Here is a 23,620-nt window from a genome sequence, read left to right as displayed (position 1 = left end):
CTGGTCCTTTCAGATGGTTGTCGAGACGTGCCGTTCGCGGCCATAGAGCGAAACCAGCAGCACGATGACGAAGCCGAGCGCGGCCTGCACCGCTGCGGGCTGGAAGCCGAGGCCGATCAGTAGCGTGTTGATCTCGGTCAGCACCAGCACGCCGGCGATCGTGCCGAGATAGCTTCCCCGGCCACCGACAAGTGCTGCGCCTCCTACGACGACCGCCGCGATGGTCTGGAAAAGATAGGGCTGGCCGACATCGCCATAGGCCGAACCGGTGAAGCCGAGCAGCAGCACCCCTGCCACGGCGGCGAAGAAAGCGCTTGCCGCATAGGTGATGACCCACATGCGAACCGGGTCGATCAGCGCCAGCGGTGCCGCGCCCGGATTGCTGCCCAGCGCATAGAGCCGGCGGCCATAAGGCGTTCGCTCCAGCACCAGCACGACGAGCGCGGCCAGCACGACCAGGCTCGGCACCAGCCACGGAACCGGCAGCGGTCCGGCCGATCCCCCGATCGACACGAAGCTGGAAACCGCTTGCGGCGCGGAGCCCGACGGGAAGCCGGCTGTCCACAGCAGCACCAGCCCTTGCACGACCATGCCGACGCCGAGCGTGACGATGAGCGGCTGGATGTCGAGGCTGCGCGAGATCAGCCCGTTCAGCCCGCCGATGAAGAGCGCCAGCATACTGACGAGGACGCAGACCAGGACAAAATTCCAGCCATCGCCATAAAGCTGCGCCGCCACGACATTGGCAAAGCCGATGACGAAAGGGATCGAAAGGTCGATGCCGCCCATGATGGCGACCAGCGTCTGGCCGATCGAGGCGACGGCGAGCAGCGAAGCGAGGACCAACATGGCGCGCACCGCAAACGGCGAGGAGTAGCCAGGAATGAGAACCGTACCGGCAAGGTGCAGAAGGACGGCGACACAGAAGGCCCCGACGACGCGGGCGTTGGTTGTCGCGAAGAGGTTTTGGCGCAAAACCATGTCAGCGTCTCCCCATGGCAAGACGTTCCTGCAGCGCTGTCAGCATCACGGCCAGCACCAGTATGGCGCCATAGGCGATCTGCAGCACGAAGGTCGAGACGTTGAACGTCGTCAGCACGCTTTGCAGCAGGAAGATGTCGATGGCGCCAATGGCGGCACCGGTGACGCTGCCACGCCCGCCTGCAAGGCTGACGCCGCCGAGCGCTACCGCGGCGATGGCGATCAGTGTGTAAGTTGGCCCGATGTTCGGATCGGCGGAGCCGATCAGCGCGGTCAGCATCAATCCGGCGCAGCCGCCAAGGATGCCGGTCATGATATAGGCGATGAAGCGCACGCGCGTGACATCGACGCCGGCGGTGTAGGCGGCACGGTCGTCGCTGCCCACCGCCATAAGCTGGTCGTAGTAAGGGGTGCGCCGCACCAGCCACCAGACGATGAACATCGCCGCCAGCGGCAGCATCGACAGCGGGCCGGACAGTGCCTTGAGCCAGGCCGGTGCGGGACCGATCGGCGCCGGCAGGATTGTTAACGTCACGCCGGTGAGGATCAGATAGGTGCCGAGCGTCGCGACGATCGGCTGAATGCGCACGATTGTCGCCAGAAAGCCGTTCGCAGCACCCACCAGCGCCCCGACGAGCAATGCAGCCGGAACGAGCACCAGGGGCGATGAGATGCCGGTGCCGAGGAACAGCACCTGGATCGTCAAAGCGTTGACGAAGCCCATCAATGGCCCGACCGAGATGTCGATTCCGCCACGCCCGGCGAGGATGACAGGCGTGGACGCAATGGCCGCACCGATCAAGGGCGCCGCCAATCCGACCAGCGCGCCCCAGGAACCCGGCTGGAACCGCCCGGGGCTAAGGATAAGATTGATCGCAAGCAGCACGACCAGCAGCACCACCGCGAAGCCGAAATTTCGCCCAAGGGACAGGAGGCGCGCAACAGGGTTCATGCCGCACGTCCGAACATGGCTGATATCACGCTGTCGGTGGTGAGCGCGTCGCCAGAGATCTCGGCCGCGACTTCATTCTCACGGAACACCAGCACGCGCTGGCACAGGAGAAGAATCTCCTCGATTTCACTGGATAGGATGACGAGCCCCATGCCGTCGGACGCCAGCCCGCGAAACACGTCGTAGAGCACATGCCGCGTCGCCACGTCGACGCCACGCGTCGGATCGTTGAGGAGCAGGATCGCGGGCTCCAGCGCCAAGGCACGCGCCAACAGCACCTTCTGCTGGTTGCCGCCCGAAAGAGTGGTGATCGGCGCATCGGGCCGGGGCGCCACTATCGAGAGTTTTTCGCGATAGAAGTCGTAGCGCGCCTTGCGTGCCGACGGGCTGATTAGCCCGAGCCGCGTGTCGCGCGACAAGGTCGAGACGGCGAAATTGTCGAGCACCGACTGTGTCGGGAAAATGCCGTTGGCGCGTCGGTCGCGCGGCAAATAGGCGATGCCGCTGGCGACAGCCTTGCGAAACCCGGTAATCTTTCGGGAGGCATCTGATGAACCGAGTTCGATCGAGCCGCCATGGGGCGGTTCCAGGCCGGCAAGCATCTTGAGAAACAGCTCCTGGCCATGACCATCGAGACCGGCAAGCCCGACGATCTCACCCGGAGCGATTGCCTGCGTGATCGGGCTGGCGCCGGGCGCGATGACGAGGTCGCGAACGGCAAGACCACCAAAATCGAGGGCGGCGCGATCAGCCATGCTGCAGCTCCGCCGCCGTGCGTGGCGCCATCGCCTTGAGAAGTTCAGCCGGCGTCGAAGCGCCGCGCTCCTCGGTGCGCACGACGCTGCCGCCGCGCAGGATCGAGATGCGATCCGACAGCGACATCACCTCGTCCATGCGGTGGGTGATGAACAGGATCAGGCAGCCTTCGCCGGCCAGCGCGCGCATCAGGGAAAAGACGGATTCGCGATCGGCGAAGTCGAGCGCGGCGGTGACCTCGTCGAGGATCAGGATCTTTGGGTTGCGCACGATCGCGCGGGCGAGAACGACCAATTGCTGCGCGGCAAGCGGCAGCAGGCCGGCTGGCTTGTCGAGGGGGACGTCGGTAACCGCGAAGCGCTTCAGCGCGGCTTTCGCCCGGTCACGGCGCTCGTTGCGGGGAACAGCGCGCCGGACCAGCCCGTCGAGGCCGAGCAGGATGTTATCGATGACGCTGCAGTCCGGCGCGATCAGCACCTCCTGGAACACCGTGGCAAAACCTTGCGCCTGGAAGGCCGAGGGCTTGGCACCCGAAAACGGCTTGCCTTGCAGCAGGATCGCGCCATTGTCCGGCTGGACGATGCCGGACAGCAGCTTGACCATCGTGCTCTTGCCCGAACCGTTCTCGCCCAGGATGGTGTGGATGGTTCCCGCCCGAAACGCGATCGATGCGTCCGCGAGCGCGATCGTCTCGCCATAGCGTTTGGATATGGTTTTGATTTCAAGCATGTCGCGTTTCGATGCTGGCAGGCCGGCTCCCTGAAAGGAGCCGGCCTGCTGAGAGACTAGCAGGCGTCACTTTGCACAGGCATCGGGCACCTTCGAATAATCCCAGCCCTTGGTCGGCGCCGGGTTCGAGAAATAGGCGTCGAGCCATTCCTCCGGCATCGGATCTTTCGGCGGGATCGGGAAGATCGACACGGCATCCGTCGTCATGCAGTCCTTGTACCAGGCACCGAGATCGGCGGTGTGGACAGGCGGGATCGGGATCAGCAGCGTGTTCAGCTTCGGCTTCTGGCCGTCGAGCATGCGCTCGCCGACGCGGAACAGTGTTTGCGCGGTCCAGTGCGGCAGCACCGCATGGCCTTCGAAGCGGTACTTGTCGGGGTTGGCCTTCCAGTAGCCCAGCGCGTCCCCGGTGATCGAGCCGGTGATCAATGGCGCCGGCCGGCCGGCTTCCGCGAAGGCTTCGGCAACGACACGGCTTTCGCTGCCTGTCGTCCACACCGCATCGATCGGCGCCGGGTTGGTGGCGATCGCCTGCAGCACCACGGTCTTGGTGACGTTGGCTGTCCAGTTGCCGTTGACGTTGCGCGAAATCTTCAGCTTCGGATTTTCGGCCAGCGCCTTGTCCGCGCCCTGGCGCTCCTGCACCACGATCGGGTGTCCGGCGATGCCTTCGACCAGAAGGATGCTGGCGCCGTCCGGCTGCGCCTTGGCGATCGCCGTCATCATGTCATAGCCCCAGCGCGCATAGTTGGAATCGACATTGATGGCGTTCGGGCTGGTCACCGAGCCGGCGGCGGTGATGAACGGAATGCCGGCCTTGGCGGCAGCGTCGATGGCATCGTCGAGCGCCGTCGCCGAGCCCGGCACCGACGTGATGATAGAGCATTTCTTGTCGATGAAGGCGCGGATCTGGTTGATCTGCTGGCTGGCGTCGTTGTTGGAATCCGACACCTCGAAGCTGGAGACGGTGCCGTCGGCGATCAGCCCGTCGACAAGACGCTTCAACTCCTTGGTCACCGTGACCCGCCACGGGTTGCCCTGGTAGGATTCCGAGTGGCACCATTTCCACGGCTTTGGCGGCGCGTTGAAATTCTCCCAGGCCGAAGGCAATACCTTCTGGGGTGCTCCGTCATACTGCGCCTTGAGTTCGGTCGGCAGTCCACCGATGACGCCTTGCACATCCTGTGCAAAGGCGGCCGTTGCAAGCGAGGCAAGCGCCGTTGCGGCCAGCAGGCCGCGGATCATTCCTGTCATTCTTGTTCTCCTCCGTTCGGTTTGGTTCAGGCTCCTCCACCGGCAGCGCCGGACACCTGCACCGGGGAACTCTCCCGAAACAGGCGATTGAGATCGGCAACGACCTGTCGGGCTTGATGCCGGAAGGTCATGCCGGAAAGGATGCGTTCGGACGCGGCCTGCTGGAACGCCATGTAGCCGTCATGGCGCGGCCGCACCCATGCACCCTCCAGTGTCGCGCGCGTGTCCCGGTAGAAATTGCCGGTCGCTTCATTGACGGCCTGATCTTCCCAGGCCGCTGCATGGCCGGGCTGGCCGCCGGCGGCGGCATAGGCGCCGCGCTGGACATCGCCGCTCGAGACCCAATAGGCAAAGTTGATCGCGGCATCCCTGGCTTTGGAAAAGGCTGATACGGCTATGCCGGTGCCGCCGAGCGCCGAACCGATCGGGCCGCCGGAACCGATGACCGGAACATCGGCAAAGGCCAGCCGGTTCGCCCGAAAGCCAGTCGTCGCATAGGAAACATAGCCATAGATCAGTGGCGCGCAGACGAACCTGGAACCGGCCTCCGCCATGCGCTCCGAGACGGCAATCGGATCCATCTCCAAGCAAGCCGGATCAACGAGCGCTGCAATCTCGCGCATTGCTTCAAACACTTCGCTACCGGCGTCAACATCGATGAGATCGTGGGATGGATCGGTGGTGCAAGGACGGCCGAGATTGCCTGCGAATGTGTAAAACACCATCAACACGTGAGGCGGCCGCAGCGGCAGCAGCACACGGCCTTGCCGGGCGAGATCGAGCACCTCGCTCCAGCGCGCCGGTGGCGCCTCGATCGCATCCGGCCGCCATGCCTGGACCTGGGTTGCCGCATCGATCGGGAAAGCCCATTGCCGTCCTTGCCAGTTGTAGCTCGGATAGGACTGGCCGACGCTGCCCGAGGCAAGGGCCGTGCGTTCCGCCTCGCGTCCGGCGACATCCAGCGGCTCCAGGCAGCCTTCGGCCGTGATCTGGCCGACATGCGGATGGTCGATGACGATGAGATCATAGGCGCGCGCCAGTTCCTCGACCGGGAAGGATTCGAAATCCTGCAGCGAGCGCTTGTCCCATTCGATGGCAATACCGGTCTTCTGCTGCCACAGCGCCGAGCAGGCGACCATCGGATCGTAGCCACGCGGATGGCTCCAGGTCATGCCCTTGAGCTTGGGCACGCTCACAGGCCGAACTCCGCGCGGATGGCGGCACTGTGCTCGCCGATGCGCGGCGCCGCCCGATCGACCTTGGCCCTGATGCCATCGACCCGGAGCGGCGAACTCGTCGTGAGGATCGAGACGTCATCCTCGCGCGTCACCGTCTGCAGCATATCGAGCGATTGAAACCCCTCGCTTGCCAGCATCTCGGGCCAGGTCAGTACCTTGGCGCACCAGATGTCGGCCGGCTCGAGGATATCAAGCCATTCGTCGATGGTTTTGGTGGCGATCCGCTGCGCGATGATCGCCTTGATGTCGTCGCGCGCGGTGAACCACGATGCAGGCTTGTCGCGATAGGGTGCCAACTCGCTGAGCGACAAGAGGTCGGCCAGCTTGGGGATCGGCGTCATAGCGATGGCGAGATAGCCGTCCTTGGCCGGGTAGACACCGTAAGGCGCCGACAGATAGGCATGCGCGCTGCGGAAGCTGGAGCGCCTGGGCAGCCGGCGGCCGTCATTGAGATGCGTCGTCAGCACCTCGAACTGGAAATCGACCAGCGCTTCCAGCAGGCTGGTTTCGATATGGCTGCCCTGACCGGTGATGCCGCGCCGCACCAGTGCGGCCAGAATGCCCTGCGCACAGGCGGCACCAGCCAGCATGTCGCCGATGGCGAGGCCGAACGGCACCGGTCCCTGATCCTCGTCGCCGTTCAGCCACATCACGCCGGAACGCGCCTGCGCCAAGAGATCCTGGCCGGGCCGTTTGACCCATGGCCCATCCTCGCCATAGCCGCTGATCGAAGCATAGACCAGCCGCGGGTTGATCTTGCGGACCGCTTCATAGTCCAGGCCGAGCCGTTCGATGACGCCCGGCCGGAAATTCTGGATCAGCACGTCAGCCCTGGCCAGGAGGCCGCGCAACGCTTCGAGATCGGCCTCGTTCTTGAGGTCGATGGCAAGACTTTCCTTGGCCCGGTTGATGGCGTGGAAGATGGTGGAATCGCCGCCGATCTCGGTGTCGCTGAGATAGAGCCGGCGCGACAGGTCGCCGCCATCCGGACGCTCGATCTTGATCACGCGGGCACCGAGATCGAGCAGCCTGAGTGAGCAGTACGGGCCCGACAGGAACTGGCTCATGTCGACGACGACGAGACCGGCGAGCGGCAATTCGGCTGCTGCCGGCATGCTATTTCTCCGTCTTGCCGACGAAGTCGGCCGGGTTGCGGTACTTCACCGTCTGCAGATGCTCGCAATAGAGAACGAGCTCGCCTTCGCCCTTGAAAACCTCATAGCTGGCGCGGATCAGCCCCATCTCCTTGTAGCGGGGCTTCTTGTCGAGGTTGGAGCGGATCGAATAGATCGTGTCGCCAATGAAGACAGGCTTTATGAAACGGAGCTTGTCGTAGCCATAGGAAAAGGCATTGACGCAATTGGTGGCGACCAGGCCGAGGCCAGCCGAGAAGACAAAGGCGCCGGCGATCAGCCGCTTGCCGAAAATGCCTTCGCTCTCGGCAAATATCTGGTCCTGCACATAGGGGTGGATGTCGAGCACCAGCGTGTTGAACAAATGGCTATCGCCTTCGGCCATGGTCCGTCGCAACGAGCGGATCTTCTGCCCGACCGGCCAATCCTCATAGAACCAGTTTTCGGCGTTCCACACCGGCAGCGCGGCGTGCTCCTCGGGCATATTTTTTGGGTGCGTCGAGGCGACGCCGACGGTGGGCGCAAAATCGTTCATGGTCGGCTCCACCAGCCCTGCCTGGAGCACGTCTCAGCTGTCGGAAAACGCATCAAGGCGTCGAAATGCAAGACGTCTCCTCCCGTCAATCTTCTTTTGTAAATAGTATTTTCACATATGGGGTTGCGTTGCAAGCGTGAGCAGGCGAAATTTTGGTTGCTCCCGCGCGCCGAAGCGCAGGCGGGCAGGGGAGGAAATCATGCGCAAGGATTGTCTGGTCTTTGTCGGCAGCCTGAACCGCGAGGCGCCGTATTTTCAGGGCGCTCGGGGCGTCGGTCTCGGCGTCTACAGCTTTGACGAGACGACGCTGGAAACACGAAAACTGGCCGAGACCAACGATGTCGACAATCCGACATTCCTGTCGGTGACGCCAGACGGCTCGCACATCTATGCCAATTCGGAAGTCTTCACCTGGCGCGAGGGCACCGTCTCCGCCTACAGCTTCGATCGAGCTTCTGGTACGCTCATTTATCTGAACAAGCAGCCGTCGCTCGGCAGCATCACCGCCCACAACACCATCACCCGCGACGGGACGAGGCTGCTGGTCGCCAACTATGGCATGGGCGAGGGCGGTCCGGATTGTGCCGTGGCGGTTTATGGTTTCGAAAAGGACGGCGCGCTGTCGGCGCCGCTGGCCAGCGTATCGCATTCCGGCACCGGCCCGAATGCGGCGCGGCAGGAACGCTCGCATGCCCACAGCGTCACCGAAACCATTGCCGGTGGTGGCATGGCTATCGTCGCCGACCTCGGCATCGACCGGCTGGTGTCCTACCGCATCGGGCGAGATGGCGAGCTCAGCAAGCTCGCTGAATCCGCTCTGCCGCCGGGCGCCGGTCCGCGCCATCTTGCGTTGCATCCGAACGGACGCTTCGTCTTTGTCATGAACGAGCTGGATTCGACCATTGTCTCGATGGCGCTGGACGAGGCATCAGGCAAGCTGTCCATCATCGACGCAAAGCCGGCGGTGCCGGCCGAGGCGCGCGACAGCAACCATTGCGCCGATATCCAGATTTCGCCGGATGGCCGTTTTGTCTACGGCTCCAACCGTGGCCACGACAGCGTCGTCATCATGGCGGTCGATCAGCAGACAGGTTCGCTGGCCCTCGTCGGCTATGTCCCTTGCGGCGGTGCGACGCCGCGCAACCTGGCGCTGACGCCTTCAGGCGGCCATCTGTTCTCGGCTAACCAGAATGCCGACCGCATCTCGATTTTCGCTCGCGACGCCGAGACCGGCATGCTCAGCGACACCGGGCGCGCCATCGAGATCGGCACGCCGATGTGCATCAAGATCGTGCGCTGAACGCCCACAACTGTGAAGCCCTGGACAAAATCGCCCTGGGCTCAAGCCTGTTGTATTGCCGAGAGCTTCCAGTTCGAGCCATTCTCACGCACGAATGTCCACAGCTCGGTCGTCTCTGTCGGATGATCATCGTCGCCCGCGACGACCTTGCCGCTAGCCCGTTCGCGCGTCACGTCACGAGACTCGTAGCGCAATGCGGCCGTGGCGTAGTCGCGGTCATCCTCACGCCAGCTTTCAGCGACGTCGGCCTGCAGCAACGTGACGTCCGTTACCTCGTTCCTGAGACCTTTCTGGGCATTGTCGGCCAGCTCTTCCGACAGATAGGACACCATTTCGGGGGTAACAGCCCGGCGCAGAGCGGCATGGTCTTCGCGCCCGAATGCTTCCTGGACATCGGTCAACAGCTGCTGGAATGCGTCGAGGTCGGTCTGAGCCAGCGTGATCTCATCAGAACCGATGGCCGGAGAGCTTCCGCCCGAAACACCGCCAAAGCCAGGAATTGTGAAGGAGCCTGCAGTCTGCTGCCCTGCCGTTGCGCGGTTCTCAAATCTCGAAGCCTGGGCATTGCCGACACCGGCGAGCGCTGGCGCAGGACCACGCGCCGATTGCGAGCGGAAGAAGCGGATAGCCAGCATGATCGTGCCACCGATGAGCAGGGCCTGAAGCAGGAAACCGAACATGCCGGCCAGGCCGCCGAAGCCTTGGCCGACGAGCAGGCCGATCAGGCCGCCGAGCAGCAGGCCGCGCATCATCGTTCCACCGAAACCGCTCATGAAGCCGGGCCTCTGCGGGCCGGCCTGCGGCTGCTGGGCCGCGTTGTTCGCACCGGTGTTGGGCGTCGTCGAACGCTCGACTGGAGCGGTCGGGGCCGTGCGGTCCTGGTCGGCGGTGCCGATTGGAACGTGCGCATGCCACGACTGCCGAAACTGCCGCCGCGGCGCGCCTCGGCATGGTCTATCGCAACCATCGAAAACGCCAGGAACAGTCCTGCAAAGAGGGCTGCAAATCGGCTTGTACGGGAAGTCATCGGAGATGAACCTTTGTCTCTGCGGTTTCGGAAGTTTTCAGCCGCCGCCGGGTGCCGGCGTCATGCGGTCAATCGAACAACTCTTCGAAAAATGATTTCTTCCGCTTCGGATAGCGGTGGCCGTGGGAGCGGGAATAATCGTCGTCGCGGCCCTGGCCGTGTTGCGGCTGGGAGAATGCTGCCGGCTGTGGCTGCGGCGCGGGCGCCGCTTCCCTGCCGGAACGCTCGATGATTTTGTCGAGTTCTCCCCGATCAAGCCAGACGCCGCGGCACTGCGGACAGTAGTCGATTTCGATACCCTGGCGTTCGCTCATCACGAGCGCAACGCGGCAGGAGGGGCAAGTCATGCCAAGAAGAGAAGATGTCATACGGGGCTCCAAACCGAAAAAGATTGAGCCCGCTTGACCGAAAACATGGAAACGGGCCCGTTAAAGCGGTCCGACATCACGATCGCCAAAAGCGATAGTCAGAGGGGCCCGGCCCGCGTGAGACAGTTAGGAATGCAACTCGGCGCCTTCAAGAGCGATATCGCCCCCAGGAACGATTTGTTTGTCAACTCCGCTCAAATCATCACCACGATTTTGCCGAACTGCTCGTTTGATTCCAGATACCGATGCGCTTCGACGATCTGGTCGAACGCAAAGGTCCGGTCGATGATCGGTCTTAGTGCCCCACTCTGCAGGCCTTCGACGATGAACGCCTTGGCGGCCTCCAGCTTTACCGGGTTACCGGTGATCTGGTGCACGAGGTAGCCGCGCAGTGTCAGCGTCTTGCTCAGCACCGCTGGCAGCGGGAATGGCGTCGGCGCGTGGCTCAGTCCGCCATATTCGATGAGGATGCCGCTATGCGACATGGCCGCCGTCAGCGGCTCGAAGATCGGGCCGCCGACCGCATCAAACACGACGCGCACGCCTCGCGGCCCGGCGATCTGGTTCAATCGCGCCGCCAGATCCTCCTCCGTCGAGGCCACGACGTCGGCCGCGCCGGCCTCGAGCAGCGCCCGCATCTTCGCCGATGTCCGCGTCACCGCGATCGCGGTCGCGCCGACCTTGTTGGCGATCTGGATCGCCGCAAGCCCGACACTGCTCGATGCTGCTGTGATGACGACGGCGTCTCCGCTGTGCAGCCCGGCGATGTCGATCAGCGCGCCATAAGCGGTGAGATATTGCATCCAGACCGCCGCTGCCGTTTGCCAGTCAAGCGACTGCGGATGCTTGACGACAAGTCGGGCGGGGTAGGTGGCAAGATCGCCATAGGCCGGCCAGCGGATCATCGATTGCGGCGGGATGACACTGACGCTGTCACCTGGCGCGAAATCCTTCACGCCGTCGCCAATAGTCTCGACGACACCCGCCGCTTCAAGACCAAGCCCCGAGGGGAGCGTCGGCGTCTCGATATAGGCCCCCGCGCGCAGCAGCGCTTCGGCGCGATTGAGGCCGAGTGCCTTGACCCGGATTTGAACTTCGCCCGGCCCCGGTGGGGAAAGCGCGACATCCTCGATGCGCAGAACCTCCGGGCCACCATGCTGGTGAAAGCGAACTACGCGTGTCATTCGGGATACTCCAAATCATCTGAACCGAATGAGCTATGCAGCTAGGCTTGCCGGGGATAAATGGCTGTAAGGGAAGAACAGTAGAAACCAGGAGTTTTGAATATGGATCGGCTTGAGAGCATGTCCGTGTTCGTCAGGGCCGTCGACCTCGGCTCGTTCGCAGCCGCCGCAGTCGCACTCGATCTGTCCGGACCAATGGTTGGCAAGCATGTGCGGTTCCTCGAGGAGCGGCTGGGCGTGCGGCTGCTCAACCGGACCACGCGGCGGCAGAGCCTGACCGACTTCGGGCGCGCCTACTATGAACGCTGCCGGGTGGTGCTGGCCGAGGCCGAAGCCGCCGATGCGCTCGCCGCCGACCAGTTCTCCGAACCACGTGGAAAACTGCGGGTCACCATGCCGGCGCATTTCGGCCGCCATTGCGTTGCACCCGTGCTGCTGCGGCTGGCGCGGCAATATCCGATGCTGGAGCTCGACCTGTCGCTCACCGACCGCTTCGCCGATCTTGCCGAAGACGGATACGATCTCGCCATTCGGACCGGTGCTCTGGGCGACAAGGCGGGGTTGATCGCACGCCGCGTCGCGCGCCAGGACATGGTCGTCTGCGCCGCACCCTCCTATCTCAGAATTCATGACGAGCCGCAGCGTATCGAGGATCTCGCTGATCATCAGGCGATTGTCTACCGCCGGCTCGGCCAGGTCGTTCAGCCGTGGCTGTTTGCGCGCGAGGGGCAATCCGTACAGGAGATTACGCCAACCGGGCGGCTGCGGCTCGACGATCTCGATGCCATCGCCGATGCGGCTGTTGAGAGCATGGGGCTTGCCTGGCTGCCCTGGTGGCTGGTGCGCGAGCGCATTGAAGCCGGTGCGCTGGTGGCGCTGTTGCCGGACCAGCCGCGATATCTCTACGACTGCTACGCCCTTTGGCTGCAGACACCGCATCTGCCGCTGAAGGTGCGGCTGGCCGTCGATGCGCTGGCTGCCGCCTTGCCGAGATCGATGGCCTGATTGCCAATCGCAGCCGCTTTCAGTTGAGGTCGCGCGGATACTCCTTGACCTCGCTGCGATCGACGACCACTTCATCTCCGTCATGGGCAGTGATGTGGGTCTCGATCCGCCAGACATCGCGCAGCGCGCGCACGGTCGCCTTCACCGAAAGGCGCGCCTGCCAGTCGCCGCGGCCATAGGACTTTTCCCAGGTGCAGGTGCCGACCGCCGAGTTCGGATCGTCGGGGTGGATGGTGAACCGGTCGACATGCCTCGCCGCAACGGTCATCTGCGTATGTGGATGCCGCACCGTGCCGCCATCATTGACGACCTGATAGACGGTCTCGCCGGTGACCTGGTCCGCCGACACCGAGCGCTGAAAGCCGTCGCCCTTGGCCAGAACCTCCTGCTCCATCGGCTTGGCGCTTTCAGGTCCCAGGAAGGCCCCTAGCGTGTCGTCCAGCTTCTGCGGTGGGCGTACCGGCAGGATCAGCCGGCTGTCGCCGCAATGGATCGACAGCGTCGCCTGTTCGGCGGTCGGGAAGACGATCGGCCAATGCGATGTCGCCAGTGCCAGCCGGATACGCTCGCCAACCTCGAAACGCTGCCCGCAGCAGCGCAGCTTGATGCGCACCGTTTCCGCCTGGCCCGGCACCATGGGTGCGATGTCCAGATCATCGTTGCGATGGCTCAGGTTGAGGATGCCGTAGCTGATGCGCGAGGCAGCACCTTCAGGGAACACTTGCGACAGCGTGGCGGACAGAAGGGCGACGGGCTTGTCAGAGGAGAGCCTGACCTCGAATTCGGGGAAACCAAGGATCTCGATGGCTTCGGTCAACGGCGCGGTCTCGAAGATCAGGGCATTGCCTTCCTCCGTGCGCTGGTCGACCGGCAAAGTCGGCATGACGCCATAACCGCACCAGGCGCCGGACGACAGGCCGGCCGTCTGCGGCGACGAAATCTCCAGGATCGTATCTTCGCCCCTGGCCTCGCTCAGCACATGCGGCGCAAGGTTCAGCACCTTTTCGCCAACGCCTGGTCCCGGCCACGCCGGCTCCGCCACCCAGCGGCCGGGCCGCTCGTCATAGATCGCCGCCGGCCGTGCGGGGTCCTGAATCCAGGCGCGCAGCATCGGCTCGTCGGCAATGCCGGTGTCGATGCCCTTGAGATATTGATCCCACCAGCGCAGGCACTCCTGCAGGAAGCCGATACGCGGGCCGGGCATGGCGAAGTGCGGATATTTGTGGCCCCAGGGTCCGATCAGGCCCTTGCGAGGACCGCTCAGTTTTTCCAGCATCCGGAAGATCGGATTGGGATAGCCGTCGGCCCAGCCGCCGACGGCATAGACCGGGATTTCGACATCGGAATAGTCCTCGCAGATCGAGCCGTGCTTGTAGAAATCGTCGCGGCGCTGGTGTTCGAACCAGTCCTGCATCCAGATGCCGTTGCCGTTCAGCCGTTGCTCCCAAAGATCGCGCCAGCGATCGCCGACAATGAACGGGTCGGGCGGGGTCATGGCGATGGCCCAGGCGGTGGTTCCCCACATCAGATTGTCGCACATCATGGCGCCGCCGAGATAATGCACGTCATCATTGTAGCGATCATCCGTGGAGCACAGCGAGACAACCGCTTTCAGTGCTGGCGGTCGCCGCGCGGCGACCTGAAGCCCGTTGAAGCCGCCCCAGCTGATGCCGATCATGCCGACACTACCCGAGCACCAGGATTGCCGGGCCAGCCATTCGATGACCGCCAGACAGTCATCCTGCTCCTGCTTCAGATACTCACCCTTGCACAATCCCTCGCTGTCGCCTGAGCCGCGCATGTCGACCCGCACGCCGGCATAGCCGTGACCGGCAAAATAGGGATGCGTCAGCGCATCGCGCTCCACCGTTCCGTCGCGCTTGCGGTAGGGCAAATATTCGAGGATCGCCGGCACCGGATCGGCCTCCGCGTCTTCCGGCAGCCAGACACGCGCCGCCAGCTTGACGCCGTCAGGCATCGGAATCCACAAATTCTCGATCTCGCGGATTTTGCGCGGGAAATCGGTGACGACGCGGATATCTTGCATGGCGGCTCCTCTCGACGCCCCGGCCGACAACTTGCGCCGGTGGCGATCCTTATGTGTTCAGCGGGAAATGGCAGGTCAGGCGGCCGTTTCCGACCGCGACCGGGATGGGGACATCCACCGCGCAGCAGCGCTGGGCCTGCGGACAGCGTGTGTGAAATTCGCAGCCTGAAGGGCGCGCCAGCAGGGAGGGAACGTCGGCCGGCAGCGTGATGCGCTGGTGCACCCGATCTGGGTCCGGCTCGGGATTGGCGGACAGAAGGGCCGCCGTATAGGGATGATGCGGCGCGCGGAAGATCGCTTCGGTTTCACCCTGCTCGACGAAGCGCCCGAGATACATCACCGCCATGCGGTCGGCGATCTGGCGCACGACATGCAGATTGTGGGTGATGATCAGCATCGACAGGCCCATTCGGTCGCGCAGGTCGTTGAGCAGGTTCAGCACCTCTCCCTGCACGGAGACGTCGAGGCCGGCGGTCGGCTCGTCGGCGACGACCAGCACCGGGTCCAGAGCGATCGCCCGCGCCACACCGACGCGGCGCGCTTGGCCGCCGGAAAGCTGGTGCGGGTAGCGGTCGGCGAAATCGCGCGGCAGCCCGACCAGCGCAAGAAGCCGTGTGACTTCGGCGTTGAGATCGCGATCGGACAAGCCGTGAATGACGAAAGGCTCAGACAGCAGCGAGCGCACGCTGAGCCGTGGTGACAGCGATCCCACAGGATCCTGGAACATCATCGGCATGCGCCGCCGCACCGGTTTCATGGCGGTGTTAGACAGGCCTTGCAGTTCCTGCCCTTCAAACAGGATCGTGCCCGCCTTCACCGGCTGAAGACCGTTGAGCGTGCGCGCCAGCGTCGTCTTGCCCGAGCCGGATTCGCCGACCAGCGCGAAGGTGCTGCCTCGTTGAAGCGTGAAGCTGACGCCGGAGACCGCTTCGATCTCGGTGGCCCGCCCCGCGAGCCTGGCGGACAGGCCGCCAGCGCGGAACGCGACGCGCAAATCATTGACGCTGAGCAGGTCTTCGGAGCTCATGCGTTCATCGCTCCCAAGGGAATGTCCGCATGCCAGCAGTGGGCGATGTGAGACCCACCGAGGACTGCGCTGGGAGGCGTCGTCAGGCATTGGGCGTCGGCGCGATCGCAGCGCGGCTGGAAGACGCAGCCGCTCGGCCGGCGGCGCAAATCCGGCAAGGTCCCGGCAATGGTCGGCAGGCGAGCAACCCGCTGCGACAGCCGGGCGGGATCGCAAGCCAAAAGCTTCTGCGTGTAGGGATGACGCGCATCGTGGAATATCTCGCGGGTCGTGCCGCTCTCCACTACTTCGCCGGCATACATCACGATCATCTCGTCGCAGAGTTCGGCAATCACGCCCAGATGATGCGAGATGAACAGCACCGAGCAGCCGATGTCGCGCTGCAGATCCTTGAGCAGTTCGATGGTGGCCACCTCCAGCGTCGCATCGAGTGCCGTCGTCGGCTCGTCGGCGATCAGCAGCGCCGGCTCCATCATCAGCGCCATCGCAATGGCGATGCGCTGCTTCATGCCGCCGGAGAACTCGTGTGGAAACTGCGTCAGCCGGCTTCCCGGATCGGGAATGCGAACCTTGCGCAGCATGGCGACGGAGCGTGCATCCTTGTCCCGCTTCGACAGACCCGAGCGATACTGAATGTCGCGCATCTGCCGCCCCACCGACAGCACCGGGTTGAGCGCGCCCATCGGATCCTGGAACACAGTGGCGATCCTGAGGCCACGCAGGCCGCGCATCGCGGTCGGGTCGAGCCGGGCAAGGTCCTTGTCGCCCTCGAAGATGATCTCGCCCGATGTGATTTCACCATTGTCGGCGAGCAGGCCGAGAATGGCGTTGATGAGCGTCGATTTCCCGCAGCCGGATTCGCCGACCACGCCGACGCTGCGGTTGGCCGGCACGCAAAAACTCACCTGCTTCAGCGCCTCCAGTCGCCCGGCCTCGGTGTGGAAGGCGACGCTCAGATCCTTGACCTCGAGAACCGTCATGAGCGTCCCTTCAGCCTGGGATCGAAGAGGTCGCGTAGCGTCTCGCCGAAGAAGGTGAAGCCGAGCGTGGTCAGCACGATCGGCAGGCCGCCGGCAATCACGATCCAGTAGGAATCGCGGATGTTGGCGAAGCCGTCATTGAGGATCGCACCCCAGCTCGGCGTCGGCGGCCGCACGCCGAGCCCGAGGAAGCTCATGCCCGCCTCGATCGCCACCACCACGGGAATGTCCATCGAGATCAGGATCAGGATCGGGCCGATGATGTTGGGCAGGATATGGACACGCAGGATGCGGCCGGCGCTTGCCCCCATCGAGCGCGCCGCCATGACGTGTTCGGCCGATTTGAGCACCAGCGTCTGGGTTCGGATGATGCGCGCATAACCCGGCACATTGACCAGCATCACCACCAGCACCACCGCGTAGAGCGAGGGGCCGAACAGGGTGACCAGCGTCAGCGCCAGCATAACGGTGGGAAAGCTCTTCACGGCGTCGAAGATCAGCAGCAGCACATTGTCGAGCCAGCGCGGCCCATAGCCTGCGATCAGCCCTAGCACGACGCCGACAACCAGCGACACCGCTGTCGCGCCCAGCGCGATCAAAAGCGCGACGCGTCCGCCATAGAGCACCCGGGTGAGAAGATCGCGGCCGAGATGGTCGGTGCCGAGCAGATGCAGGAGGCTCGGCGAAGCGAAGCGTTCGGCCGGCGATATCTTGCTCGGCGCATAGCTGGTCAGGAGGCTGGCGAAGACCGCCGACAGCACCACGACCGTCACCAGCGTCAGGCCGATCGCGCCGAGCGGCTCGCGCATGATGCGGCGCAAGGTGCGCCATATCATGCCGAGACGGAAGCTGCGGGATGGCAGCTCAGTTGAAACTTGATCTGACACGGGGATCCAAGATACCGACGAGGATGTCGGCTGCTACGTTGACGAGAACGAAGAAGACCGTGGTGACCAGCACGGCTCCGGAGACGATGGGATAGTTGCGCACCGAGATCGCCTCATAGACCAGCTTGCCGATGCCGGGACGGGCAAAGACGATTTCGGCGAAGACGGAAGACGACAGCATGTGGCCGATGCCGACGCCGAGCAAGGTGATCGTCGGCAGCACGGCGATGCGGAGGGCGTAGGTGTAGACGATCCTGTGCTCGGTCAGGCCGAAGGCGCGCGCCGTGCGGATATGGCTGGCTTCCAGCGTCTCCAGCATCGAGGCGCGCACCATGCGCGAGATATAGCCGATCCAGCCAAGGCCAACCGCCAGCGACGGCAAGATGAGGTGCTGGAGCCGGCTGGCGAGGTCGCCCGGTTCGCCGGCGCCGATCGCCGGCAGCCATTGCAGGGCGACCGCAAACACCAGCAGCGAATAGATGGCGACGACGAAGGACGGCACGGCGATCATCGCCACCGACAGCACCCCGATCACCTGATCGACAAAGCCGCCGCGCCGCACCGCCGCGATGCAGCCAAGCGGAATGCCGAGCGCCACCGACCACGTGATGCCGCCGACCACCAGCGCCAGCGTGAACGGAAGCTGTTCCATCACCACGTCCAGAACTGGCCGATCTGACAGCACCTCTGTGCCGAGATCGCCGCGCAGGACCGATCCGTAGAAATGTAGGAACTGCCGCCACACCGGCTGATCGAGGCCCATGCGTACGCGCAGCGCCTCCATCATCTCCGGCGTCGCGCGCGGCCCCAGCGCAACGGAGGCCGGGTCGCCGGGAATGAGGTAAACCATGGCGAACATCATCATCATGGCCACGCTGATGATGATGGCGCCAAGCCACAGACGCTTGAGGGCGTAGCGGATCATTTCCAGTACCTGTCGGACGGTCTTTGGCGGGGACGAGCCCCGCCCGCCGATATCATGCGGGTTTGAAGTCGGTGAACACGGGTTCGCCGTTCGGCTTCAGGCCGGCCACAAGCGTATCTCGATTCATGATGCCGGTGACCTCATGCGTCAGGAAAACGTAGTTGCCGTTCTCCTCCATCAGGTCCTGCAGCTTCTTGTAGATGACATCGCGTTTTGCCGGGTCGAGCTCGACCATGCCTTCGGCATTGAGCTTGTCGAATTCCTCGCTGGAAAACCGCTCCCAGTTCCAGACACCGATCTGGTCGCGGGTAAACCAGGCAGTGGCCCAGCTCGGATCCGGCTGCATGGAGAAGCGGCTGATGATCATCTGCAGCTTTTTGTAGTAGTCGCCTTCCTTGGCGCCCAGCGTCCAGAAGGTGCCGCTGTCGTTCTGCTTGATCTCCACAGTGAGGCCGACATCCTGCAGGTTCGACTGCACGACCTGCGCCGCGGTCAGGCGCTCGGTCTTGTTGAGGATGTCGAGCGTGATCGTCGCGCCGGCCAGTCCTTCCTTGGCGATCATGTCGCGGGCGCGGTCCGGATCGAAATCGAACAGGTTCTTCTCGCGATGGCCGGGCAGGCCGGGCGCGATGATGCCGGTGGCGGTGGCGGCGGCGCCGAAATAGGCGGCATCGACCACCGCCTTGCGGTCCACGGCGTACTGAACCGCGCGGCGCATGTTCGGATTGTTGAAAGGCGCGACATCCTGGTTCATGCCAAGCCAGACAAAGGCCAGCGACGGCTTCTCGACCACGGTCGTCTTTGGCGGCGGTGTCTGCTTCAGGCGCGAGATCGAGGAGACCGCGGTCCAGGTGTAATCCAGGTCGCCGGCCTCATAGCCGAGTTCGGCGGTCTTCTCATCCTCGATCGGATGGATGTGGATCTCCGCGAAGGCACCTTGCTCGTACTTCCAGTCGGGATTGCGCACCAGCACCGTGCGCTGCTTGGGCAGCCATTCCTTCAGGATGTAGGGCCCCGACTGGGCCACCGGCTTGACACCCATCTTGCCACCGAGCTCGGTGATGGCGCGCTTCGACAGGATGGTGCCGGAAGGCGTCGGCAAGGTCGACGTCCACAGCGGCGCGAAGGCCTGCTTCAGGTGGATCAGCCCCGACAGCTTGTCCTTGACTTCGACCTCTTTGAGCGTCGCCCAGTCGCCGGAGTAGGGGCTCTTGTTGGCGGGATCGGCGATGCGTTCGATCGAAAACTTGACGTCTTCGGCCGTCATCTGGCCGTAGCCATCGGTGAAGCCGATATTGTCGCGCAGCTGGAAGGCGACGGTCAGCGGATCGAGCTGCTTGATCGTCTCCGCCGCCATCGGCCGCCAGCCCCAGCTGTCGCCCGGCGTGGTGACGACGAGGCCGGCGAAGATGACGCTGGTGATGTCGCCTTCGGGTGCCGCCAGCCGGAAGCAAGGGTCGAGCGTCTGGATGTCGGCGTAGGAGCGCACCTTGAGGATCGGCCCGTCGCTCGACCAGGAAACTTTTGGATTGACCATTGAGGCGAGGCCGAAAGCGCCGGCTCCGGCGAGCAGGCTGCGGCGCGAAACCCTGGTGTCGGCTAGAATGGACATGCTCTACCCCTCTGCTGTTTTCGTTGTCTTGTTTCCGGCCGTTGGCCATTCTCCAAGCCGGGCCGAATGTGTCTGTCAGCTAAAACTGCTAATAATAGACATGTATGTCTAGCGAAAATTTTGCCGGCATGTCCGAATCTTGAATACGGACGATCTTGCGGGAAATATCGACATCTGTTCCGACCGCGCCAGCGCGTCGGCTTGGGCCCTACGCGGGCTAAATGTGATCGCCCACACGGCGCGGCTTGGCCCGCCATTCGGTGGGGCCTGGATCAAGAGCTGTAGCGGACATGCGCCTCTCCGCGGCCGATCACTTCCAGATTTCGGCCGCCAGGCGCACGAAATTGCCGCCCAGGACGTTGCGCACGGTCTGCTCGGACTGGCCGCGGCGCAGAAGCACATCGGTCAGTTCGCTCATCTGGCCGGGAGCCGCGTAGGTCGTCGCCCCTTCCGGATACTCGCTCCTGGGCCAGAATTGCGGGTTGTCGGAAATGATACGGTCGATGCCTTTGATGTCGACGGGGAAGGCGTAGTCCAGCCCGATGCCGACATGATCTGGGCCAGCCAGATCGACAAGATATTCGATGTGGTCGGCCAACCTGTCCGAGTCCGTGCGTCCCTCTCCCAGGAAACGATTGAGCCCGACGATCGCGACGATGCCGCCGGTGCGCGCGCAGGCCTTTATCTGCTCGTCGGTGATGTTGCGGCCATGGCCGCACAAGGCCTTGGCGTTGGAGTGCGAGAAGATCACCGGCCGGTTGGAATATTCCATCACCTCCATCGAGGTGCGATAGCCGGTGTGGGTGACGTCGACGAACATGCCGAGACGGTTCATCTCGTCGATGACCTGGCGGCCGAACGCCGTCAGGCTGGTCTCGACATCGTGGCAACCGCCGCCGGCGAGGTTGTTCCTGTTGTAGGCAAACAAGATCTGGCGCACACCCAGATGGTGATAGAACTCCACCATTTCGATGCGGCCGTCGAGCGCGTTCATGCCCTCGACGTCGAAGGTGATTGCCAGTTTGCCCTCAAGCTTTGCCTTGCGGATTTCCTCTACCGAGGAGACCAGCGTGTAGTGCTCGGGATTGGCAAGGATCCAGTGGCGGAAATTTGCGAGCGTCCGCACTGTCTGCTCCCAGGGCAACAGGTCGAAGCCGACATCAATCGACAGATAGTCGATGCCGGCGTCGCGCCAGATCTGCAGATTGTTCAGGTCCGCAGCCGGGTCCGGCATGAAGCCGGAATGCGCGTCCCATATGATTTCACTGTCGAAAATGGCCTTGGCGGCAGTCGAAACGCTCACTTTTTTCTCACTCTCTTGGCAACGCCAACACGACGGAAGGCCGGATCAAGCGGCGTTCCGGACGTGTGATCCAGATGCAGTACGCATCAAGTATCAGGCCACAGACACATGTGTCTATACAGCTCCGAACGGGCCTGTATGGTCGCCGTCGCTGCATGTCGCTCCGATCGGACCATCGGCAAAAGGGAGAACAAAGATGAGTTCAAACGGAAGCCATGGCGGGAGCGATAGCAGGCACATCGCGGTAATCGGCGGCGGCATCATCGGCTGCAGCGCGGCTTTCCATCTGCTGCGGTCCGGCGTGCGCCGGGTGACGGTCATCGATGCGGGTCAGCCGGGTGCCGCGACCACCAGCGCCGGCGCGGGATTTGTCTCGCATTGGTCCGCCGGCATGATTCCGCTTGGCGAAGAGGGTCTTCAGCTGCAGCAATATGGCCTCGATTTCTATCGCCGGCTGCACGAGGTCGGCGTCGAGATCGGCTATCGGCCGAACGGCACCTTGATCATGGCGCTGACCGAGGACGGGCGCGAGCGTTTTGTCCGCCCGGTGCTGGACTCTTCCTATGCCCCGACGGAAATGCAGGATCTGAACGCCGCGCAGATCGGCCAGAAGATGCAAGGTCTCATCGATCCGGCGCGGGTCCATTCGGCGGCCTACAATCCGCATGGCATCCAGCTCGACACCAAGCTGGCAATGGGTGTGCTGACCGGCCAGATCAGCGAGCTGGGCGGCGTATTCCGCAGCAACACACGCGTGACGGCCGTCCATGATGCCGACGACCGGGTGGCGATCGAGACCGATCAGGGCAGCCTTGAGGCTGACGGCGTGATCGTTGCCGCTGGCGCATGGGACAACCAGATCATATCGGGCCTCGGCTGGAAGTTGCCGCTGCTGCGGGTCGTCGCGACACGCATCGTCACCGATGATCGCGGGCTGCCGTCGACCATCCCCACCGTCCAGTGCCGCGAATTGCGGCTGTGGCTGCGCGAGACATTCGGGGCCGTCATGTGGGGAACCGGCCGGCACTACAAACCCCTGTACAAAACAAATGACAGCGAAATCGAACCCGGCCAACCGCACAATCTCGAACTGATGCAGGAGACATTCGAGCAGGAGCTTGCCGAGCTGCAGACGGTGTTCCCGCCGCTGCGCGGTTCGACGATCGCGAGTTGGGCGCAAGGTGTGCCGTGCTACACGCCCGACAACGGTCTTATCGTCGGCAAGGTCCCCGGCAGCGACAATATCGTGGTCGTCGGCGGCGATAATGAGAGCGGCGTCACCCATGGGCCGGGTCTTGGCCGGCTCTCCTGCGAACTGGTCCTCGGGCAGACCCCATTCGTTTCCGCGGAGCGGTTCCGTGTCGATCGCTACGCCTCCGATGCCTTCAAGTCGGAAGCAGAGATCGAGGCCGCCATGCCGGCCTGGGGCGCGCGTCATGAGGCGTCGCGATTTGGCCGCGAGGCTTGATGTCAGCAGTCGTCGACGCTGCCGAGCAGCGCCTGCGCCACCGCCCTGACCACCGGGCCGGCATTCTTCCTCGTGACGATGTGGAAGGAGCCGGCGTGACGACGCGAGGTCTTCGTCAGCCGGACGAGCTGGCCGCGGCGCAGATGCTCGTCGGCAAACCCGGCCCAGGCGAGCGCGGCGCCGCGCCCGGCGATGGTTTCGTGGATCATCGATATGTAGCCCGTGAACCGAGGTCCATCGAGTTTCCGGTCGGTTCCGATCCACGATTGCCAGCTGTCGATCGCGCCCGGCGGCGTCACCTGATGCAGCAGCGGCACTGCTATGAAAGCCTCTGGGTCTTCCGAGGCGAGCGCCGGATAACGCGCCAGGAACGCCGGTGCGCAGACCGGGAACCATTCACCGTCGAGCAGTTTTTCGGTCACGAATTCGGACCATTGCCCGGCTTCGCCGAAGCGGATCGACAGCGCCACTTCAGGCTGGTCGAAATCCCTGTAGTCGGTGGATGTCTGCAACAGCACCCGGCCATCGGCAACCTGCGATGTGATGAGGCCGAAGCGCGGCATCAGCCATGCCTGCGCGAAGTCGTGGCTGCAGCCGACCACGAATGTATCGCTGTCGTGCGCGGTCAAATCCTCGACCGCTTGCCTGATGGTGCCGAGACCCTCGCGGATCGCTTCGGCTAGCGTGTTGCCGGCCCCGGTGACGGCGACGCGGTTGCCTTTGCGCGCGAACAGCTCGACCGACAGCTGGCGCTCGAGATTGGCGACGTGCCTGCTGACCGCCGATTGGGCGATGTTCAGCTCCTGAGCGGCCAACGTCAGCCCGCCATGCCTGGCGGCAGCCTCGAAGACGACCATGGCGTTCAGCAGGGGAAGCGATGTCTTGAGGGTTTTCACAATCCAAACCTGC

Annotated in this window: 21 protein-coding genes and 1 pseudogene; 3 read left to right on the top strand and 19 right to left on the bottom strand. The window is 63.8% G+C overall.

The window, feature by feature from the left end; genetic code table 11:
• Positions 1-9: 9 nt before the first annotated feature.
• The 8 genes from NKI69_RS17570 to NKI69_RS17535 form a co-directional block, all read right to left on the bottom strand.
• Entirely contained in the window at positions 10-981 is a 972-nt protein-coding gene (locus NKI69_RS17570) for an ABC transporter permease (protein WP_352722195.1), read from the bottom strand.
• A gap of 1 nt (position 982) precedes the next feature.
• Positions 983-1,933: an ABC transporter permease gene (locus NKI69_RS17565; protein ID WP_352722193.1), complete on the bottom strand. Its 951-nt coding sequence runs from the start codon at positions 1,931-1,933 to the stop codon at positions 983-985.
• A complete protein-coding gene (locus tag NKI69_RS17560) occupies positions 1,930-2,688 on the bottom strand; it encodes an ATP-binding cassette domain-containing protein (RefSeq protein ID WP_023808860.1) in 759 nt (252 codons plus the stop codon). Before NKI69_RS17560 ends, NKI69_RS17565 begins: the two co-directional genes overlap by 4 nt.
• A complete protein-coding gene (locus tag NKI69_RS17555) occupies positions 2,681-3,418 on the bottom strand; it encodes an ATP-binding cassette domain-containing protein (protein ID WP_352554897.1) in 738 nt (245 codons plus the stop codon). Before NKI69_RS17555 ends, NKI69_RS17560 begins: the two co-directional genes overlap by 8 nt.
• Before the next feature lie 66 nt (positions 3,419-3,484).
• On the bottom strand, positions 3,485-4,672 hold the full coding sequence (locus NKI69_RS17550; RefSeq protein WP_352722190.1) for an ABC transporter substrate-binding protein: 1,188 nt from the start codon (positions 4,670-4,672) through the stop codon (positions 3,485-3,487).
• A gap of 26 nt (positions 4,673-4,698) precedes the next feature.
• Positions 4,699-5,868 carry an extracellular solute-binding protein gene (locus NKI69_RS17545; protein WP_352440083.1) on the bottom strand — a complete coding sequence of 390 codons (1,170 nt, stop codon included), beginning with the start codon at positions 5,866-5,868 and terminating at the stop codon, positions 4,699-4,701.
• Positions 5,865-7,025 (bottom strand): CaiB/BaiF CoA transferase family protein, encoded by a 1,161-nt coding sequence (locus NKI69_RS17540; RefSeq protein WP_023808856.1) that lies wholly within the window; start codon positions 7,023-7,025, stop codon positions 5,865-5,867. The genes NKI69_RS17545 and NKI69_RS17540 overlap by 4 nt, the downstream gene beginning before the upstream one ends.
• Position 7,026: 1 nt before the next feature.
• Positions 7,027-7,578: a MaoC family dehydratase gene (locus NKI69_RS17535; protein ID WP_352440082.1), complete on the bottom strand. Its 552-nt coding sequence runs from the start codon at positions 7,576-7,578 to the stop codon at positions 7,027-7,029.
• Between the two features lie 199 nt (positions 7,579-7,777).
• On the opposite strand from NKI69_RS17535, the gene NKI69_RS17530 reads away from it, so the two are divergent.
• Positions 7,778-8,878, top strand: a complete 1,101-nt coding sequence (locus NKI69_RS17530) for a lactonase family protein (protein WP_352722187.1) — start codon at positions 7,778-7,780, stop codon at positions 8,876-8,878.
• Positions 8,879-8,919: 41 nt separating this feature from the next.
• Here NKI69_RS17530 and NKI69_RS17525 read toward each other — a convergent pair.
• The 3 genes and pseudogenes from NKI69_RS17525 to NKI69_RS17515 form a co-directional block, all read right to left on the bottom strand.
• Positions 8,920-9,905: pseudogene (locus tag NKI69_RS17525) on the bottom strand (Tim44 domain-containing protein).
• Positions 9,906-9,973: 68 nt separating this feature from the next.
• A complete protein-coding gene (locus NKI69_RS17520) occupies positions 9,974-10,273 on the bottom strand; it encodes a TFIIB-type zinc ribbon-containing protein (RefSeq protein ID WP_023808853.1) in 300 nt (99 codons plus the stop codon).
• Between the two features lie 194 nt (positions 10,274-10,467).
• On the bottom strand, positions 10,468-11,457 hold the full coding sequence (locus tag NKI69_RS17515; protein ID WP_023808852.1) for a zinc-dependent alcohol dehydrogenase family protein: 990 nt from the start codon (positions 11,455-11,457) through the stop codon (positions 10,468-10,470).
• 102 nt (positions 11,458-11,559) lie between these two features.
• Between NKI69_RS17515 and NKI69_RS17510 the strand changes: the two genes are divergently transcribed.
• Positions 11,560-12,462 (top strand): LysR family transcriptional regulator, encoded by a 903-nt coding sequence (locus tag NKI69_RS17510; protein ID WP_023808851.1) that lies wholly within the window; start codon positions 11,560-11,562, stop codon positions 12,460-12,462.
• A 19-nt stretch (positions 12,463-12,481) separates the two neighbouring features.
• Here the strand turns inward: NKI69_RS17510 and NKI69_RS17505 are convergent, their stop codons facing one another.
• The 7 genes from NKI69_RS17505 to NKI69_RS17475 all read right to left on the bottom strand — a co-directional run bounded on the left by NKI69_RS17505 (position 12,482) and on the right by NKI69_RS17475 (position 21,243).
• Positions 12,482-14,509 carry a CocE/NonD family hydrolase gene (locus NKI69_RS17505; RefSeq protein WP_031212303.1) on the bottom strand — a complete coding sequence of 676 codons (2,028 nt, stop codon included), beginning with the start codon at positions 14,507-14,509 and terminating at the stop codon, positions 12,482-12,484.
• A 49-nt stretch (positions 14,510-14,558) separates the two neighbouring features.
• Positions 14,559-15,536 carry an ABC transporter ATP-binding protein gene (locus tag NKI69_RS17500; protein WP_023808849.1) on the bottom strand — a complete coding sequence of 326 codons (978 nt, stop codon included), beginning with the start codon at positions 15,534-15,536 and terminating at the stop codon, positions 14,559-14,561.
• Positions 15,533-16,516, bottom strand: coding sequence for an ABC transporter ATP-binding protein (locus NKI69_RS17495; protein ID WP_023808848.1), 984 nt, complete (start codon positions 16,514-16,516; stop codon positions 15,533-15,535). The genes NKI69_RS17500 and NKI69_RS17495 overlap by 4 nt, the downstream gene beginning before the upstream one ends.
• On the bottom strand, positions 16,513-17,352 hold the full coding sequence (locus NKI69_RS17490) for an ABC transporter permease (protein WP_031212293.1): 840 nt from the start codon (positions 17,350-17,352) through the stop codon (positions 16,513-16,515). Before NKI69_RS17490 ends, NKI69_RS17495 begins: the two co-directional genes overlap by 4 nt.
• Positions 17,353-17,380: 28 nt before the next feature.
• Entirely contained in the window at positions 17,381-18,328 is a 948-nt protein-coding gene (locus tag NKI69_RS17485; protein ID WP_023808846.1) for an ABC transporter permease, read from the bottom strand.
• Positions 18,329-18,380: 52 nt separating this feature from the next.
• Entirely contained in the window at positions 18,381-19,940 is a 1,560-nt protein-coding gene (locus NKI69_RS17480; protein WP_023808845.1) for an ABC transporter substrate-binding protein, read from the bottom strand.
• A gap of 310 nt (positions 19,941-20,250) precedes the next feature.
• On the bottom strand, positions 20,251-21,243 hold the full coding sequence (locus NKI69_RS17475) for a dipeptidase (protein WP_023808844.1): 993 nt from the start codon (positions 21,241-21,243) through the stop codon (positions 20,251-20,253).
• Between the two features lie 196 nt (positions 21,244-21,439).
• On the opposite strand from NKI69_RS17475, the gene NKI69_RS17470 reads away from it, so the two are divergent.
• On the top strand, positions 21,440-22,711 hold the full coding sequence (locus NKI69_RS17470) for an NAD(P)/FAD-dependent oxidoreductase (RefSeq protein WP_023808843.1): 1,272 nt from the start codon (positions 21,440-21,442) through the stop codon (positions 22,709-22,711).
• Between the two features lie 2 nt (positions 22,712-22,713).
• Here the strand turns inward: NKI69_RS17470 and NKI69_RS17465 are convergent, their stop codons facing one another.
• Positions 22,714-23,607, bottom strand: coding sequence for a LysR family transcriptional regulator (locus NKI69_RS17465; RefSeq protein ID WP_023808842.1), 894 nt, complete (start codon positions 23,605-23,607; stop codon positions 22,714-22,716).
• Positions 23,608-23,620: the final 13 nt, after the last annotated feature.

Source organism: Mesorhizobium sp. M0491 (assembly GCF_040321265.1).
Taxonomy (GTDB): domain Bacteria; phylum Pseudomonadota; class Alphaproteobacteria; order Rhizobiales; family Rhizobiaceae; genus Mesorhizobium.
This window is presented reverse-complemented; position numbering and strand designations above follow the sequence as displayed.

Coding starts and splice junctions, on each gene's coding strand:
- NKI69_RS17480 (WP_023808845.1), bottom strand. CDS start 19,940: ATGTCCATTCTAGCCGACACCAGGGTTTCGCGCCGCAGCCTGCTCGCC.
- NKI69_RS17560 (WP_023808860.1), bottom strand. CDS start 2,688: ATGGCTGATCGCGCCGCCCTCGATTTTGGTGGTCTTGCCGTTCGCGAC.
- NKI69_RS17485 (WP_023808846.1), bottom strand. CDS start 18,328: ATGATCCGCTACGCCCTCAAGCGTCTGTGGCTTGGCGCCATCATCATC.
- NKI69_RS17540 (WP_023808856.1), bottom strand. CDS start 7,025: ATGCCGGCAGCAGCCGAATTGCCGCTCGCCGGTCTCGTCGTCGTCGAC.
- NKI69_RS17530 (WP_352722187.1), top strand. CDS start 7,778: ATGCGCAAGGATTGTCTGGTCTTTGTCGGCAGCCTGAACCGCGAGGCG.
- NKI69_RS17515 (WP_023808852.1), bottom strand. CDS start 11,457: ATGACACGCGTAGTTCGCTTTCACCAGCATGGTGGCCCGGAGGTTCTG.
- NKI69_RS17555 (WP_352554897.1), bottom strand. CDS start 3,418: ATGCTTGAAATCAAAACCATATCCAAACGCTATGGCGAGACGATCGCG.
- NKI69_RS17490 (WP_031212293.1), bottom strand. CDS start 17,352: ATGATATGGCGCACCTTGCGCCGCATCATGCGCGAGCCGCTCGGCGCG.
- NKI69_RS17520 (WP_023808853.1), bottom strand. CDS start 10,273: ATGACATCTTCTCTTCTTGGCATGACTTGCCCCTCCTGCCGCGTTGCG.
- NKI69_RS17505 (WP_031212303.1), bottom strand. CDS start 14,509: ATGCAAGATATCCGCGTCGTCACCGATTTCCCGCGCAAAATCCGCGAG.
- NKI69_RS17470 (WP_023808843.1), top strand. CDS start 21,440: ATGAGTTCAAACGGAAGCCATGGCGGGAGCGATAGCAGGCACATCGCG.
- NKI69_RS17565 (WP_352722193.1), bottom strand. CDS start 1,933: ATGAACCCTGTTGCGCGCCTCCTGTCCCTTGGGCGAAATTTCGGCTTC.
- NKI69_RS17570 (WP_352722195.1), bottom strand. CDS start 981: ATGGTTTTGCGCCAAAACCTCTTCGCGACAACCAACGCCCGCGTCGTC.
- NKI69_RS17535 (WP_352440082.1), bottom strand. CDS start 7,578: ATGAACGATTTTGCGCCCACCGTCGGCGTCGCCTCGACGCACCCAAAA.
- NKI69_RS17500 (WP_023808849.1), bottom strand. CDS start 15,536: ATGAGCTCCGAAGACCTGCTCAGCGTCAATGATTTGCGCGTCGCGTTC.
- NKI69_RS17510 (WP_023808851.1), top strand. CDS start 11,560: ATGGATCGGCTTGAGAGCATGTCCGTGTTCGTCAGGGCCGTCGACCTC.
- NKI69_RS17550 (WP_352722190.1), bottom strand. CDS start 4,672: ATGACAGGAATGATCCGCGGCCTGCTGGCCGCAACGGCGCTTGCCTCG.
- NKI69_RS17495 (WP_023808848.1), bottom strand. CDS start 16,516: ATGACGGTTCTCGAGGTCAAGGATCTGAGCGTCGCCTTCCACACCGAG.